18 protein-coding genes are annotated in these 14,279 nt (G+C 41.5%); 16 read left to right on the top strand and 2 right to left on the bottom strand.

Translation table 11 applies throughout. The features are described from left to right. Positions 1 to 30 precede the first annotated feature (30 nt). The 7 genes from TVG_RS07925 (at position 31) to TVG_RS07895 (ending at position 8,946) form a co-directional block, all read left to right on the top strand. Complete coding sequence (locus tag TVG_RS07925) at positions 31 to 786, top strand: ParA family protein (protein ID WP_010917736.1); 756 nt, start codon at positions 31 to 33, stop codon at positions 784 to 786. Further along, the gene (locus TVG_RS07920; protein ID WP_021793813.1) at positions 783 to 1,061 is read left to right on the top strand and encodes a hypothetical protein; all 279 of its coding nucleotides are present in this window, start codon (positions 783 to 785) and stop codon (positions 1,059 to 1,061) included. The genes TVG_RS07925 and TVG_RS07920 overlap by 4 nt, the downstream gene beginning before the upstream one ends. 46 nt (positions 1,062 to 1,107) lie before the next feature. Next, positions 1,108 to 1,617 carry a hypothetical protein gene (locus tag TVG_RS07915; RefSeq protein ID WP_010917735.1) on the top strand — a complete coding sequence of 170 codons (510 nt, stop codon included), beginning with the start codon at positions 1,108 to 1,110 and terminating at the stop codon, positions 1,615 to 1,617. A gap of 377 nt (positions 1,618 to 1,994) precedes the next feature. Next, positions 1,995 to 2,600 (top strand): recombinase family protein, encoded by a 606-nt coding sequence (locus TVG_RS07910; RefSeq protein WP_010917734.1) that lies wholly within the window; start codon positions 1,995 to 1,997, stop codon positions 2,598 to 2,600. Between the two features lie 262 nt (positions 2,601 to 2,862). Then, positions 2,863 to 3,942 (top strand): Cdc6/Cdc18 family protein, encoded by a 1,080-nt coding sequence (locus tag TVG_RS07905; protein WP_010917733.1) that lies wholly within the window; start codon positions 2,863 to 2,865, stop codon positions 3,940 to 3,942. 34 nt (positions 3,943 to 3,976) lie between these two features. Continuing rightward, complete coding sequence (locus TVG_RS07900; protein WP_010917732.1) at positions 3,977 to 6,022, top strand: site-specific DNA-methyltransferase; 2,046 nt, start codon at positions 3,977 to 3,979, stop codon at positions 6,020 to 6,022. Then, positions 6,022 to 8,946, top strand: a complete 2,925-nt coding sequence (locus TVG_RS07895; protein WP_010917731.1) for a DEAD/DEAH box helicase family protein — start codon at positions 6,022 to 6,024, stop codon at positions 8,944 to 8,946. The genes TVG_RS07900 and TVG_RS07895 overlap by 1 nt, the downstream gene beginning before the upstream one ends. A gap of 216 nt (positions 8,947 to 9,162) precedes the next feature. Here TVG_RS07895 and TVG_RS08685 read toward each other — a convergent pair whose 3' ends face one another. Next, positions 9,163 to 9,339 (bottom strand): hypothetical protein, encoded by a 177-nt coding sequence (locus TVG_RS08685; RefSeq protein WP_010917730.1) that lies wholly within the window; start codon positions 9,337 to 9,339, stop codon positions 9,163 to 9,165. A gap of 736 nt (positions 9,340 to 10,075) precedes the next feature. Here TVG_RS08685 and TVG_RS07890 point away from each other — a divergent pair. The 8 genes from TVG_RS07890 (at position 10,076) to TVG_RS08610 (ending at position 13,270) form a co-directional block, all read left to right on the top strand. After that, positions 10,076 to 10,723, top strand: a complete 648-nt coding sequence (locus TVG_RS07890) for a halocin C8-like domain-containing protein (RefSeq protein WP_021792159.1) — start codon at positions 10,076 to 10,078, stop codon at positions 10,721 to 10,723. A 20-nt stretch (positions 10,724 to 10,743) separates the two neighbouring features. Then, entirely contained in the window at positions 10,744 to 10,995 is a 252-nt protein-coding gene (locus TVG_RS07885; protein ID WP_021787305.1) for a hypothetical protein, read from the top strand. Positions 10,996 to 10,998: 3 nt separating this feature from the next. Beyond that, positions 10,999 to 11,208: a hypothetical protein gene (locus TVG_RS07880; protein WP_010917728.1), complete on the top strand. Its 210-nt coding sequence runs from the start codon at positions 10,999 to 11,001 to the stop codon at positions 11,206 to 11,208. 34 nt (positions 11,209 to 11,242) lie between these two features. Beyond that, positions 11,243 to 11,392 (top strand): hypothetical protein, encoded by a 150-nt coding sequence (locus TVG_RS08650; protein WP_021792161.1) that lies wholly within the window; start codon positions 11,243 to 11,245, stop codon positions 11,390 to 11,392. 239 nt (positions 11,393 to 11,631) lie between these two features. After that, entirely contained in the window at positions 11,632 to 12,513 is an 882-nt protein-coding gene (locus TVG_RS07875; RefSeq protein WP_010917727.1) for a hypothetical protein, read from the top strand. A 25-nt stretch (positions 12,514 to 12,538) separates the two neighbouring features. Then, positions 12,539 to 12,934 (top strand): hypothetical protein, encoded by a 396-nt coding sequence (locus tag TVG_RS07870; protein ID WP_021792163.1) that lies wholly within the window; start codon positions 12,539 to 12,541, stop codon positions 12,932 to 12,934. Beyond that, complete coding sequence (locus tag TVG_RS08615) at positions 12,909 to 13,133, top strand: hypothetical protein (protein ID WP_021792164.1); 225 nt, start codon at positions 12,909 to 12,911, stop codon at positions 13,131 to 13,133. Before TVG_RS07870 ends, TVG_RS08615 begins: the two co-directional genes overlap by 26 nt. Beyond that, a complete protein-coding gene (locus TVG_RS08610; protein ID WP_010917725.1) occupies positions 13,130 to 13,270 on the top strand; it encodes a hypothetical protein in 141 nt (46 codons plus the stop codon). Before TVG_RS08615 ends, TVG_RS08610 begins: the two co-directional genes overlap by 4 nt. A gap of 19 nt (positions 13,271 to 13,289) precedes the next feature. Here TVG_RS08610 and TVG_RS07865 read toward each other — a convergent pair whose 3' ends face one another. After that, positions 13,290 to 13,475: a transposase gene (locus tag TVG_RS07865; protein WP_010917724.1), complete on the bottom strand. Its 186-nt coding sequence runs from the start codon at positions 13,473 to 13,475 to the stop codon at positions 13,290 to 13,292. Positions 13,476 to 13,742: 267 nt separating this feature from the next. On the opposite strand from TVG_RS07865, the gene TVG_RS07860 reads away from it, so the two are divergent. Beyond that, positions 13,743 to 14,270: a hypothetical protein gene (locus tag TVG_RS07860; protein WP_010917723.1), complete on the top strand. Its 528-nt coding sequence runs from the start codon at positions 13,743 to 13,745 to the stop codon at positions 14,268 to 14,270. Positions 14,271 to 14,279 lie beyond the last annotated feature (9 nt).

The following is a 14,279-nucleotide window of genomic DNA, read 5'->3' as shown; positions in this document are numbered from 1 at the left end:
CTTATAACTCTTTGCTTCCAAGTTCCATCAATGATCATCTCAATTGCCAACCAGAAAGGAGGATGCGGCAAGACCACAACCGCAGTGAATCTTGGCTCAGTACTGGCAAGAAAACACAAGGTGCTGCTTATTGACATCGACCCGCAGGGCAATCTTACAACCTCCTTTGGTGTGAATAAAGGTGAACTGAACCGGACGATGTACGATGTGATGCTTGATGGAGGCCTTGAGAAAGCCATACTCAGGAAAGACAGCATTGACATTGTTCCAAGCATAATAGACCTGGCAGGTGCAGAAGTGCAGTTATCGGGCAGGATGGGCAGGGAATACATCCTTGCCAACGAACTCAGCAAGCTGTCAAGGCGATACGACTTCATCATTATCGACACACCGCCGAGCCTTGGCGTATTCACCATAAACGCACTGGTGGCTTCAGATTACGTTCTAATACCAGTTCAGGCAGAGTTCTTCGCGCTTGAAGGTCTCACACAGCTACTCAGCGTTGTGGATCTCGTGAACACGAGGCTTGGTCGAACACTAAAAATACTGGGAATGGTCGTAACCATGTTCAATTCAAGAACAAAATCATCGAATGAGGTGCTTGAGGATGTCAGGAAGCATTACTCGAAGCACCTGTTCAGGACCATAATACCGAGAAATGTTACCGTGACCGATTCAACAATGACCGGAGAGCCAGTGGTAATTTACAGGAAGGATGCTTCTGCCTCAAAATCTTACGTTGAGCTTGCAAAAGAGGTAGAAAACAGGTTAAGGGTGAAACGATGAGCGAAAAGAAACGAAGAGGTTTGGATGACCTTATATCTCAGAAGCCAGCCAATGTCTTAGAGAGAAATGCTGAGCAAACGGAACATCGGTACACGAAAACCGTCGGATTCAAGGTCACCAACAGGCAATACGACACCTACAGACTGTATTCCAAGTATTACGGACCTGATGAGCTCATAGAGAAGTGGAGAAGCGATCTGGAGAAGATAGCTCAGGAGAAAGGACAGGAATTGGAAAACGTTGAAACGGAAATCAGGAAACGGTTGAACAAGTAACGGTTAACCGAAAACTCAAACCTGCAAGACCGAGTGATGAACGATTATGTCAAACACCAAAACAACCAAGGATGCAAATAAAGCTAAAGGCCAAGAAACAGAAATTCCAAAAGAACAGCAGACGGGTACCACCATCAGGAAATCTTCTAAGTCTCCCAGAATAGTCGGAATAATTGCCTTCTTAGTTGGTTTTTTCGCAGTAAGTTTCTTTCTTTCTCATGGTTACTCATCATCCACTGTCCATGTCACCAATATTGAGTATTACTATTACGACCCATATACAGGGTCAAACTGGACATACTCTTTCCCTGGTAGCTATGACATGCAGCCGGGGTCAACGGTAAACGGAGCTTACCCATTTACATCAAATCTTACATGCGCTATGAGTTTCACCAATGCCTACGCTATGACCCCCGGTTTCCAATACAGAGTTTATAATTTGCCTGTAACATTTCAACCTGGACTCCGAACGGACTTAAACATCAGCATCACTGCACCCAATTATAGTTATTCTGGTCCACTTGACGTGAAGATATATGTAAACTACAGTTGCTAACCACGTTTAGGCCTATGTTTATGGCGAGCGCGAGACTTAAATCGGAAAACGGTTAACGAAATAATGGTTAACCGATAACCTAATGCAGAAAGATAACCTTGATTTGAGGAAGTGATCGAATGGCTAAGATGGATGAGAACACCTACCAATGTGAAATTTGTAAACTTCATTACAAGGATGAGTCAGATGCTAAAAAATGTCAGGACTGGTGTAGCCAGCACAATTCATGCAATCTTGAGATAACATCCAGGTCCCTCGAAGCTTCTAAAAGCCGACACACATTCTCCTGACCTTGCTGTCACTAAACTTGTAATTTTAGTAACGCCACTAAACACTGGATTTTAATAACATATGCGTCCCTAAATTCTATGATTTAAATGACACTCGCTTTCGCCTATGTCAGGGCAAGCACCATAGAAGAGGTCAGGCAGGGCTCAAACGAGAGGCAGAAGGAGGCAATCAGGCAGTATACATACCAGAAAGGCTACGAATTAGAGATATTTGAAGACAAGGCGAAGTCGGGCAGGAACACGCTGAGACCGGAATTTGAGAGGATGCTCAAATCGCTTGACAGGAGACCCCAGATTGTTATTGTTTCCAAGATTGACAGGTTTGCCCGATCCTTATCCGATCTGCTGAAAACCCTTGAATACCTTGACCAGAATGGCGTAGGATTCGTCAGCGTCAATGACCCAGGCATAGATACCACAACACCCAATGGAAGACTCCTATTGCAAATTCTGGGCGCATTCGCTGAATTCGAGAGGAATATGATCAATTCCAGAACAAAGGCAGGAAGGGAACAGGCACAGAGCAAGGGTGTCAAATTCGGAAGGCCTCCCCTGAAGACCAGGAATGGGAGCTTCATAGACCGAAGGAAGGTAATGGAACTGAAGCAGAAGGGATTATCAGCAAGAGCCATAGCGAAGTCCCTGGAATGCTCCACCACTCCGATACTGAGGATTCTGAGGGAAAACCGCTGAAAGAGAGAGAGTCGCCGAACGCGTCAGCGGTTTTCTTATATATATATTATATAACTGATACAATGAACATAACATACCAGAAAAATGGAATTTTGTTATTTTTTGAACAGCATTATCTTCTCCGTAAACCTCACTCGTTTTCTCACACTCTCTCTCCAAAATGTGAAATTACCATTTTACAACACTGCGATATTCGGCTCGTTCGAAAGTCTTAAGAATTTTGCGTGTCCAATCAAACAGTCACAAGGGTGATTCATTGTCCATGAAAGATCCCATATCGTTTGTGGAGGAGAAGGTGAAGGAGAGAGCCAAAGAGACGAGCAACATAAAGAGTGCAATAATCTTCGACATGGACTTCAAACCACCAAGAATCCTCATAAGAAGCGAACTGAACAAGGTAACAAACGACCTTGCTGATTATGTGAACCTGAATTTACCAAGGCACATAATCATCTATGGTTCCAAGGGATCAGGAAAAACCCTGAGTGCGCTGACAATAGCATCGGCGTTCAAGGAAAGCAAATCCATACCGTTTTTCTACGTAAACGCAAGAGAAAACCCCACATCCATAAAGATTTACCGCAAGCTAACGAGAATCGACAGCAGAGGCCACGACATCGATGAGGTGAAGAGCAAATTCGACTCCATGCTTTCCGGAAAATCTATCGTTATCCTTGACGAAGTCGATTTTCTCCAGGACTATGACATATTGTATCACTTAACCAGACACACCAGAGCCAATCTTATCCTCTTAACGCAGAAGGTATACTGGTACAAGGACATGAACGATGAAAGCGTTAAGAGCTCATTGCAGCCTGATCACATCGTATTCCATGAATACAGTTCGGAAGAGATCAGGGAAATACTGAAAATGAGGGCCGACGAGGGCCTTAACAAGTATGACAAGGAGTCTCTTGGTCTCTTGTCGGCGATGCTTGTGAGGGACTACAGGAGCGACGCAAGGATAGGCATCAAGGCACTGGAAATCATCGGCAGGCTGAACGAGTGGGACGACGATTCCGTAAGAGCTGCCCTGAAGCAGGCCTATGTGGAAGTGGAGGGCGAAACACTGAAGAACCTCGGAGACCGTGATCTGCTGATACTGGCGGCCCTGATCAAGAACCAGGATACGAACAGGGCATATTCCGAAGTTTCAGCGTCAGGCAACATGCTCCTCAGGGGCGTGAGCAAGTCAACATTCTTCCAGAGCGTGAACTACCTGCAGAATCTTGGTCTCATCACGCTCATCAAGAAGAAGATAGGCAGATATTATACAATGGAGTCACAAATATTATTATCTGATGAGTCTATTGTATTGGGAGAGCTTAGAAAGAGGATTTAGTAGAGAATTAAGCAAAAAAATTATGGTGTTTATTATGGTCGATTCATTGGGGGAGAAAGCTGAGGTAACCGAAAAAAGCAAAAATGGCCAAAAAAGATCGTTAATAGAAGAGTTACCAAAAATAGTTGAGAAAGGAAAACGAGAGGCTCAGAAGATACTTGATGGCCTGTCGAAATCCCAAAGGATAACATTACAGACAAATGAATTAGTGCTTCCGACAAAAGCAATCGGAGGGCTAACTAAGTTCACGGGTCAGGCTGTTAAGACTCAAGAAAACAATGAGTTTCTCAATAGACTCATTTACGGCGATAATTTACTTGCAATGCAAGCCCTCCTTGCTGGTGATCCAGAAACAGGGTTGCCCTCTATGCGAGGAAAGATAGACCTGATTTACATCGATCCCCCGTTTGACAGCAAGGCTGATTACAGAACAAAGATACATTTACCTTCTGTAGACATCGAACAAAAGCCTTCAGTAATAGAGCAATTTGCCTATTCTGATACTTGGAAGGATGGAACAAAATCATATTTAGAAATGTTGGTACCGAGATTAGTCTTAATGAGAGAACTACTTTCTGAACAAGGTTTTCTTTATGTCCACATCGATTGGCATATTGGACACTATGTGAAAGTAATTATTGATGACATATTTGGCAAGGACAACTTCAGAAATGAAGTGATAGTGCGTAGAATCAAGAAAAATGTACAAGAATATGATACAGTAAAGCAAATTAACTACGGCCATGACACAATACTGTTTTACAGCAAGAATCAGGATGCCCGATTCAAGCCATTTCAGAGACATAACGAGCGCCAAGAACGATGGCATTCTTTTGAAGCGGCCGGATATAGAGGAGGGATGGATTATGAACTGTTTGGATTCAAACCAAGACAGGGAAATCACTGGCGTTGGTCAAAAGATAGAGCGGATGGTGCGATAAAGACAGGCATGCTCCGACCTAATCCTAATACAGGGAAACCAGAATACAAAGTGGAAGCGTCAGAGTCTGAGGTAAGAGACACAATTTGGGAAGATATTACTGCTTATTCGTTTCAATTCAACTATCAAACTGAAAAGAATGAAGACTTGCTAGACCTCATCCTCGAGCATTCATCTAGTTCAAACTCCGTCATTGCTGATTTCTTTGCGGGTTCAGGAACTACAGGTGCAGTTGCTGAAAAACTTGGCAGAAAATGGATCATGTGCGATCTCGGAAAACCTGCCTGTATGATTACCAGAAAACGTCTCATCGATCAAGATGCCAAACCATTCCTATACCAATCTATAGGTGATTATCAAAAAGAGCAATTTGAAAGGTCACAGTTCAAGAGGATAGGTGATTTGGCACACGTAGTACTCAATTTGTATGGTGCCCTGCCATTCCCAATGCGGGATGGCACACCAAACAATCTTGGTTACATAAAACAAAGCAAGACATTGGTTTATGTGGATTCTCCCACGAGGGTAACAGGCTATGCAACTCTGAAGAGAGCTCAGGAGTTGAGAGGGTCATTCATGGGTGGCTGGGAGAAAATAATTGTATTGGGTTGGAACTTCGAAACGGATATTGGAAGGATAATCGAAAGCCTGAACGATGATAAATTAGAAGTGTTGGTAATACCACCGGACTTACTGGAAAGACTGAAGCATAAGGCGGATTATGAGACATTGATAAAAGAGGGGAAGGTAAAATTCTCGTCGCTGCAATATCTAAGTGTAAAGCCCATAAGGAAGAAAGCTTCAGATGAGAGCCAAGATGAACTTGAAATTGAACTTGAGAATTACGTTTTGCTTTCTCCAGACGCATTGCCTCTTGACAAGGATGATAAGGAAAAACTGGAGAAAGTGATAGAAGAAGACCCCCTAAGCCTGATTGAATACTGGAGCATCGATCCTGATTATGACGGCGAAGTATTCAGGAGCAAATGGCAGGACTACAGGGAAAACCATGAAGATAACCAGAAAGTGGACAGAAAAGCGAAGCTTGTAGTCCCCAGAAAAAATGGAAAAAGAAGGGTATGTGTCAAAGCCGTGGACGTATTCGGCTTTGAAAGTGCAGCGGTGCAAGAGGTAAGCTGATGGTAAACATAAAGTCCTTTGGTACAAAAGATATCCCATTGAAACTCGCGAAGAAAATAAGCGAAGAGGTCAATACATTATGGAAATCCGGAGACTTTATGCAAAAAGTATCCCCGGTAACCCAGGAACTTCTTAACTTTTGGAACCCTGAGGGCATTTTTGCGGAAGAGAGGGAGTTCAATTTTCATGAGGGTCAGTGGCAGGCTATCCTCAATACAATTTACATTCACGAGATACTTAAGCTCAAGAGTGTGGGTGAGATTTACATGTCCATTTACCCTGACCTGGTTCAGCAGATGGATCTTCTTGACCTGAAGCGAGACAAGTATGAGCATCCCAAGTACTGCATCAAGATGGCAACCGGCACGGGGAAAACCTGGGTTCTCGATGCTCTGTTGATCTGGCAGTATCTCAACTCAAGGCACGAAGAGAGTGAAAGTGGAGAGTACTCCAGGAACTTTCTCCTTGTTGCCCCTGGAATAATAGTATATGAAAGGCTGCTTGACGCATTTCTTGGAAAGAGGAAGGAGGATGGAAGCAGAGATTTTGAGCAGTCAGATTTCAGGAACTTTGAAAAACTATTCATACCACCGGCATACAAGGATGAACTGTTCGGGTTCATCCAGGGATGTGTGACACAGAAGGAAGAGATCGGGAAAAAGGTGACAGGAGATGGACTTATTGCCATAACCAATTGGCATCTTCTGGTAGAGGAAGAGGAGTCGATTGACGCAGACTCACCGCTGGACAGCCCAGATATAACGGTAAAGGAATTATTGCCCATTGCGCCCGGCACCTCCCAAGGGCACTCTCTAGAAGAGCTGGACAATCAATACTTAAGAGGAAGGGAGCTGGAATTCCTGGCCAGCCTGCCTGATCTTGTTGTATTCAATGATGAGGCTCACCATCTAGGTGAGATGAAAAAATCCGATGAAGTGGTAGAGAAGAAGTGGCAGGAGGCTCTTGACAAGATTTCGGAAAACAAGAAGCATAGATTCATGCAGGTGGATTTTTCAGCAACACCGTACATTGTGACTGGAAGTGGTCAGAGCAGAGTACAGAACCATTTTCCACACATCATAGTAAACTTTGATCTTGTTGATGCCATAAAAAAAGGACTTGTGAAAACAGTAGCCATCGATAAGAGGAAGGAGTTCGGCTCCATTCCTTTGGAAGACCTCGAATTCAAGGCGGAACGCGAGGGAAGACAGGTAACAAGTCTCTCTGATGGTCAGAAGCTGATGTTAAGGGCAGGAGTAAAGAAACTCAACATTCTGGAGGAAGAGTTCACAAAACTGGACAGCGCAAAATATCCTAAAATGCTCATTGTGTGTGAAGACACAAAGGTTGTACCATTAGTTATGGGATTTCTGAAACAGGAAGGCTACTCCGATGATGAACTAATGGAGATTCATTCCAACAAGAAAGGAGATGTAAGTGAAGATGAGTGGAAGGCAATAAAACAGAGACTTTTCGACATAGACAGGCACGAAAAACCAAAAGTGATAGTTTCTGTTCTCATGCTCAGGGAAGGATTTGACGTAAACAATATATGCGTGATCGTGCCGCTTCGATCCGCATCCTCTTACGTGCTCCTAGAACAGCTCATAGGCAGAGGTCTGAGACTAATGTGGAGAGGGCCGGAATATGATGACACAAGAAAAGAAAATCGTGAAAAACTTCTCGTAAAGAAGGAGGAACCTAACAGCTACATAGACATTCTCAGTGTTGTTGAGCACCCCAATTTTATTGAGTATTACGAAAGAGTTCTTGCGGGAATGGTTGGGGTAGTTACCCAGGAGCCGGACAAAAACAGGATAGTTGGGGATCTGGTTAAGGTTGGCCTCAAACCCAATTACAAGGATTATGACTTATTCTGGATCATAATATTGCAGGAGAAGGAGGAAGAACTCTTGACTCCTGAACTTTCCGTCGAAAAACTTGAGCCTTTTCCGATTAAACTGGAAGCATTGAAGCCACTGGTCAGGAATAAAGGAGATACATTCTATAGCGAAGAACTCACTGTTAAGACGACTTTTGGCGAATATACTGTCACCGCGGATATATTCACGGCAAAGAGTTACAATTCTTTCATTCAGAAAATAGTAAATGCAGTATCAGTAATCCATGTCAATGCCAGAGGAAGGAAGCAGAGAGAATTTCCTGTAATGCAGGTGAATTCAGCCCTGATAGCAAAGCTATGTGACGAATACATAAGACATAGATTGTTTGAAGAGGAGTTTGATCCGCTCAAGGACAATAACTGGCGTATTTTGCTGATAACACAGCACAGCATAATAAAACACGTTGTCAGCAACATAGCCAAGGCTGTTTACGATTCTATGAATAACCTGAAGATAAATGACGCAAAAATCGTAAAGAGATATTTCTCAGAGGTGAAGGAAATAAGGATAAGGGAGACTTATGCCATAACTGCAGCAAAGAACATTTACGAAAAAATTGCTTATCCGTCGCACAGTGGTGGCTTTGAGAAGGATTTCATCGAGTTTATAGACGCTGACTCAAAAGTGAAGGCATTTGTGAAAATAAACGAATATTACAATGATTTTGCCAACATAATTTACATAAGAGACGATGGCTTGTTGGCGCACTACTACCCTGATTTTATGATCAAGGCGTGTGACCAGCTTTATCTGGTCGAGACAAAATCAGAGAGAGACATGAGCAATCAGAACGTGAAAAACAAGAGGCTGGCAGCCATAGACTGGATCGACAAGGTGAATGAACTGCTCCCTGAGGAGAGGATGTCCTGTACCTGGAGTTATGTATTACTGAGCCAGAATACCTTTGAACAGATGAAAAAGCAGGGAGCTACAACATGCGAAATACTGGAATACGCCAAACTCACCAAGGCAAAAGTAAGAGGCACGCTGGGAGATTACATGGGTTTCAAGGACTATTGACTCTTTCTGCATGGTTAGCTTATACCTAAGCAGCACTCTTTGGAATGGTGTAAGAATTCTTTTCTCCTACATAGGTATTGAAATTGTTACCGCATTCGGAGCATTTGTACCTTGAAACCTCATATACGTTGAACGCCCATTGTTTAAGCGGAGGATTCCTATTTTCTTTATTGCAGACAGGACACTTCATAACGGATTAGTAGAACCAACATCGACTTAAATTTGTTCCTGCAAGAACTCTCTTGCATTTCTGACCCTACCTTTCCTAATGTCATCCTCGCTCTTTCTTAGTTGATCCATTACGTATTGGTTTTCAAGAGTCTCAATGGTAGCCAGGAGGCTATCCAAATCAGACTTGCGTATGCTTATCATTTTGTCCTTGGCTCTTGTCATCAAGTATAGTAACACACGTCAGATTTTAGTATCTATTGGCAAGGCTCCAGCTCAAATTCACCCCGACTTTCAGCCACCCCTCTTTGAGCCTTCGCCCATTACTATGTGCCCTCAGCTCACCTGCACGCCGAGCACAGGACCCCATGCTTCGACTTCAATCAAAATTCACCCCGTCTTGCTATCGCAATCCACCCCTCTTTTGATTTCCATCTCGCACTCTTCTCCGAAGAGCCCTTCATTCGCTATGCTCTTTCAGGGTGGTGTCCTGTGCTCGCCGCTCGTGGTGTATGGCTGGTGTTTCACACCTTCGCTACGCTTGGTGTTCACACCACCCACCGCTAACGCTTACACCACTCGGTCTTGCTACGCAAGACTTCCGGCTCGCTTCGGGCACATTATTCACCCTTGCAGGGGGCAATTTTAGGGGAGGGGAATTTTGACCGCACAATGTCGCTCCGCTTAGTGCGGAATTACAGGAATATGAGGGGGTTCTCGTGCCGTGCTGCTTTTCTATTGTTCAAAGGTATCTGGTCAGCGGATTGTGGAAATGAATTTGCTATTTTCGTACGTGTAGCTTGTATTTCACCGACTTTCTTGTTATGTATTGGGCAAAATTCAATTAAGCAAAAACTAAATCTTCTATTTTGTTACTATTTCCTTTAATTTCAAGGCTCCGTATGAAGTGGACATAATGGTATGTCACAAAAGACTGACCGCATACAAAATAGGAATATATATGTATGATGATTTGATTATTAGCCTTATGGCAAAGAAAATTAAGAGCGTAAAGGTGCTTCATTTTGATGAAAGCACGGAAGAGGGAGCAAGAATCCAGCAAGCCTCTATCTTTATAGAGATTGAGGGAGAGAAACCAAAACTAATTCAAGGAACTCAAGTATTGAAAGGAGATGTAAACGGTAATCACACAATCAACTATACTATATTCGATGGAAAAAATATTGGGAAAGCAACATACTCCATAAATACAATGGAAAAGAATAAAAATGATTCAAAGCTAAAAATTGTAGGAATTAGTGAGGGAAAAGCTTGTTGCGGGAATAGTAAACCGATAGACACAACATTAGTGGTATCAAATAAAACATACTCAAGCAATGATCCATCTATTCAATGCGACATTTGTCAGGCATTAGTTAAGGAAATATGCGAGGAATTGGCAGACGGCATACCTTCGGATGAGATATGTGCGGACGTATGTGTTGCGGGAGCAGGAGATATTTGCTTATTATTTGTTGAAACCTTAATCGGTTACCTTATCTGTCTATCAATTTGTGCCTCTCTCTGCGCCCTGGCAATAGAGGAAATAACAGATTACGGTTGTAGCGTGGGAGCCGAGTACATATGCCAAAAGGTAGGTGTATGCTAGATAGTTTACATTAACGTGGGATGATTATAGTGGTAAAATATCATAAACCAGTTAGTTATTTGAGTCTTATCGCAGGTTTCCTCTTCATAGCGTTTTTATTAATCGGAGCAATTGCGATAATGGTCATACATTCACATGTTCTGGCCTTTATTGATCTGGGTTTGTTACCGGTAATCGTAATTGTGGGAACAGTCGGATATATAAAAAGCCTAAAAAGCGGTTCAAGACAAGAGAGAATGAGAGAACTCTTTGAAAATTCAAAGAGGAAGTGAAAAATGGTTTCAAAACACGTTCACAGGTATATCATAGGTGGGATGGCCATATTTTTCATAGTTTATGTGCTTGTAGCAAATGCCTATCTTAGTTTCAGGGACTTTGCACTGTATGCGGCGTTGCCTTCATTAGTGATAATGATTGCTCTTGCCTTTGTTTACCGCTATCTTGAAAACAGTATCAAATTTGAGCGGAGGACAGGAACTCAATAACCTGAAAGAAAAGTATGAGGGGTTGTGGAAATAGATGGTATTAATCAAAAAAGAAAGGAGGAATAGCAGAATAGACTATGACTATTGGAATGAAGTACAGCGGTCTCACGTTTTCTCACGAAATGAACGGGAGGATAGGAAAGGAATCAATAAGCAGATGGTGGAGCTTCTGGAAGAGCAGTAATTCCTATTAAACTAAAAGACACTGCCCCCAAAATGTTACACTTGTAACAAGTAATACCTGTAATAACCTTTGAAATGTGACTAATGTGCTACAGAGCAGATTGTGCTATTTTGGTAAGTATCCCCTCAAAACGTTAATCAAATCCCGGCGCATCTTCTATATATTAAAAAATGCCCTGAACTACAGGGTTTACTAATAAATGTGAATATATTTATATAAGATGATTTGCTTCTTTTATTATGGGTAGCAGAAAGCAGGAACTCACAATGTCAGAAGTAGTACGAGTGACAAAGGATAAAGATGAAATAAAAACTGAGGTTATTACTTACAAGAAACCTAGAAAGATCTCCCCAAAAATTCAAACGCCTCAAACGTTTGCTAATAGCGGTGTGAAAAACATTTCTCTAATTTTTTCTGATAAAACTCAAAATTACACCCTATCATTTCGAGAGATGGATTATGAACTTTCAGAGAAAAAAATATCTCAGTCTGGAAAAGCTTATTCATTATACTTTGAGATTGCCGATGATGAGGCCATAATATACTTAGAAGGGAATATAGTTCCACTTGAAAACAACAAAGGTGCATTGTTTCTATCTATCAACGTTTCACCAAAGGACCCAACCCATGTTGACCTTTTCGCTTTACCTATAAGCATAAATTATAACGGAGACTTTTTATCGGTTGCAAAGGACTTAAGTTTTGTTATAAATAAATTAGATAATGGTGCCTCAGAAAAGAGAAAGTGGATTTACAGTAAAATGGAGTCTCTTCTGAGCGCATTTCCTGAAGCATATGAAAGCAATCGAAATAAATTGAAGGCAATTGATGTGATGGAACTATCTTACAAGGTGACCTTAATGGATTTTAATTTTACATGTTGCCTGGAGAATGCATTGAGTCTCACGGATTGCGTTCTTAGTGTTCCTGACATTGAGGAGATATGCGCAGAGTGTCTAGTTTTACCAGATTGTCTTGCAGCTTGCTTTGATTTTTTAACGTTACCTGCTTGCCTTATATGCTTTAGTCTTGATGTTCTTGCGTGTGCCTATTGTATTTATAAAGCAGGAGAGTGCACTGAGGATGCGTATAATGTAATTCAATGTTGCACTGGGGCTTAATAAGATTGAGAAAAGGGAAGTAAATATGCGATATGAGAACATCTATAAGTCCCTTCTTTTTTATATTGTTGGTTTAGCTCTTCTATATGTGTCAATATTTCTATCTAACAACCTAAAGTTTAATGGAAATTTCATATCGGCATTGCCAATAGTTTTGCCATTGGTTTTTTCCATAGCCTCTATTGGGGTGGCAGTTATTTTTATAATGGAAAAAGACTCCCCTTGGCTTTTCAGAACTGGCATGATGAGTTTAGTTAGTGGAATCACTTTATTTTCGTTCGGGGTTCTAGCATTTTACTTGGGAGTAAAATCCTTAGTATGGGCAGGTTCATTTGTAATTGGTATAATGTTAATTTTCGCTGCGATGGTTAGATTATTCATTCAGGGTGGTTTGAGTGCATACAGAAAAAGCAGGAATTAGGGCATCATTCCTATCAACATTTGGAATTATATTTCTAACTTTAGGTGTTGTGGGTTTATTAGGTTTATTTAATGTTCAAATATTGTATTCATTTGGTACTTTGATTTCCATAGTTTCCATTATCGCTGGAGTATATTTTATTCTGAGTGCTCACATAAGTAGGAAGAATAGAGTTAAAAGGAGTGCCAGACAATCATGAATCGTTATGTATACCACTTAATTCTTGTTATAGTTGTATCCATTGTTGTTCTGGCGATCAACATAATGGCATTCAGGTCAAAGAACGTTTCTGATTATCTCTACATATTTGATCTAACATATGCCGCAGGGACATAGCGTCCCGAAAGTTGTGTATTTATAAAGGATACCTCATCTGGAACATCTCCATGATCTCGTCCCTGCATTTATAGAATCCTCTCAGTGATCTCTGTGACCATTTCTCATCTATCTCAGTGGACCTGAGATAGATGATCTTCATGGCGCTCTCCTCTGATGGCAGGGAATCAATTATCTTGATTCTTCGTCTTATTTCCTTGTTCACTCTATAACAACATTTTTATAACATATTTATATTCATAAATCATGACCCATAGTAATTGTTTTGATGCAAAGGGCAGAAAAATTACTAAAATAAGCGTGCCACACACAGAGACATACAAGGTAAGAGTAATAAAGTAACCGAGGGAGTTACGGTTGTGCAATTTAATGAAGGCTCTAGTACAATCCTAAACTGGAAGTATATTATCGAAGGAGAAACTTCATCAAATTAAATAACTATTATTCCCATATATAGTTTGAGGTGAAATCAATGAGATATAGGCTGGCATACGTGAGTATTGGTATCGCAATAATGATCGTCGATATTGTTATCTCTCTAAAGTATCCAGGGATATTAATCTACAGTTATCTTGGTTCTTTTTTTGGGTTCTTTATACCCTTTGGGATAGGCCTTTCACTTCTTTTATATGGAGTTTTTAGGGTTCATGATTATGGAATAAATCCGGTTATTGGAATACTCGGCTCAGGGGGCTTCACAAGAGTGGTGAGACAAAATAGGATTCAGGGTACCAGAATGTGGAAAACTGATCACGATATTCTCTCTGATCTGCCAGGTGCGGTAAAATCCCCTGATGGAAAGACCGTAGAATACAGTAATCTGTTCATCAGGAAGCCCTACGGAACAACAAAATATACAAGAAAACTTAACGAAGCGGCGAATAAATACCTTAGCGGTGAATTAGACGAGGAAGGCTTTTACAACTACGTCGGAAAGCATGGGGCGAAGGAGGAGCAAATGCTCGAATTTATTAAGAAATTCAAAAATGACTATAAATGAGGTGATAAA

This window comes from Thermoplasma volcanium GSS1 (genome assembly GCF_000011185.1).
GTDB classification, from domain to species: Archaea; Thermoplasmatota; Thermoplasmata; order Thermoplasmatales; family Thermoplasmataceae; genus Thermoplasma; species Thermoplasma volcanium.
This window is presented reverse-complemented; position numbering and strand designations above follow the sequence as displayed.

Bases quoted from the DNA above. Each gene is read 5' to 3' on its own strand.
- TVG_RS07860 (WP_010917723.1), top strand. From the start codon at position 13,743: ATGAGATATAGGCTGGCATACGTGAGTATTGGTATCGCAATAATGATC.
- TVG_RS08610 (WP_010917725.1), top strand. From the start codon at position 13,130: ATGAATCGTTATGTATACCACTTAATTCTTGTTATAGTTGTATCCATT.
- TVG_RS07880 (WP_010917728.1), top strand. From the start codon at position 10,999: ATGGTTTCAAAACACGTTCACAGGTATATCATAGGTGGGATGGCCATA.
- TVG_RS07915 (WP_010917735.1), top strand. From the start codon at position 1,108: ATGTCAAACACCAAAACAACCAAGGATGCAAATAAAGCTAAAGGCCAA.
- TVG_RS07900 (WP_010917732.1), top strand. From the start codon at position 3,977: ATGGTCGATTCATTGGGGGAGAAAGCTGAGGTAACCGAAAAAAGCAAA.
- TVG_RS07905 (WP_010917733.1), top strand. From the start codon at position 2,863: ATGAAAGATCCCATATCGTTTGTGGAGGAGAAGGTGAAGGAGAGAGCC.
- TVG_RS07875 (WP_010917727.1), top strand. From the start codon at position 11,632: ATGGGTAGCAGAAAGCAGGAACTCACAATGTCAGAAGTAGTACGAGTG.
- TVG_RS07895 (WP_010917731.1), top strand. From the start codon at position 6,022: ATGGTAAACATAAAGTCCTTTGGTACAAAAGATATCCCATTGAAACTC.
- TVG_RS07920 (WP_021793813.1), top strand. From the start codon at position 783: ATGAGCGAAAAGAAACGAAGAGGTTTGGATGACCTTATATCTCAGAAG.
- TVG_RS07890 (WP_021792159.1), top strand. From the start codon at position 10,076: ATGTATGATGATTTGATTATTAGCCTTATGGCAAAGAAAATTAAGAGC.
- TVG_RS08650 (WP_021792161.1), top strand. From the start codon at position 11,243: ATGGTATTAATCAAAAAAGAAAGGAGGAATAGCAGAATAGACTATGAC.
- TVG_RS07925 (WP_010917736.1), top strand. From the start codon at position 31: ATGATCATCTCAATTGCCAACCAGAAAGGAGGATGCGGCAAGACCACA.
- TVG_RS07885 (WP_021787305.1), top strand. From the start codon at position 10,744: ATGATTATAGTGGTAAAATATCATAAACCAGTTAGTTATTTGAGTCTT.
- TVG_RS07870 (WP_021792163.1), top strand. From the start codon at position 12,539: ATGCGATATGAGAACATCTATAAGTCCCTTCTTTTTTATATTGTTGGT.
- TVG_RS07910 (WP_010917734.1), top strand. From the start codon at position 1,995: ATGACACTCGCTTTCGCCTATGTCAGGGCAAGCACCATAGAAGAGGTC.
- TVG_RS08685 (WP_010917730.1), bottom strand. From the start codon at position 9,339: ATGACAAGAGCCAAGGACAAAATGATAAGCATACGCAAGTCTGATTTG.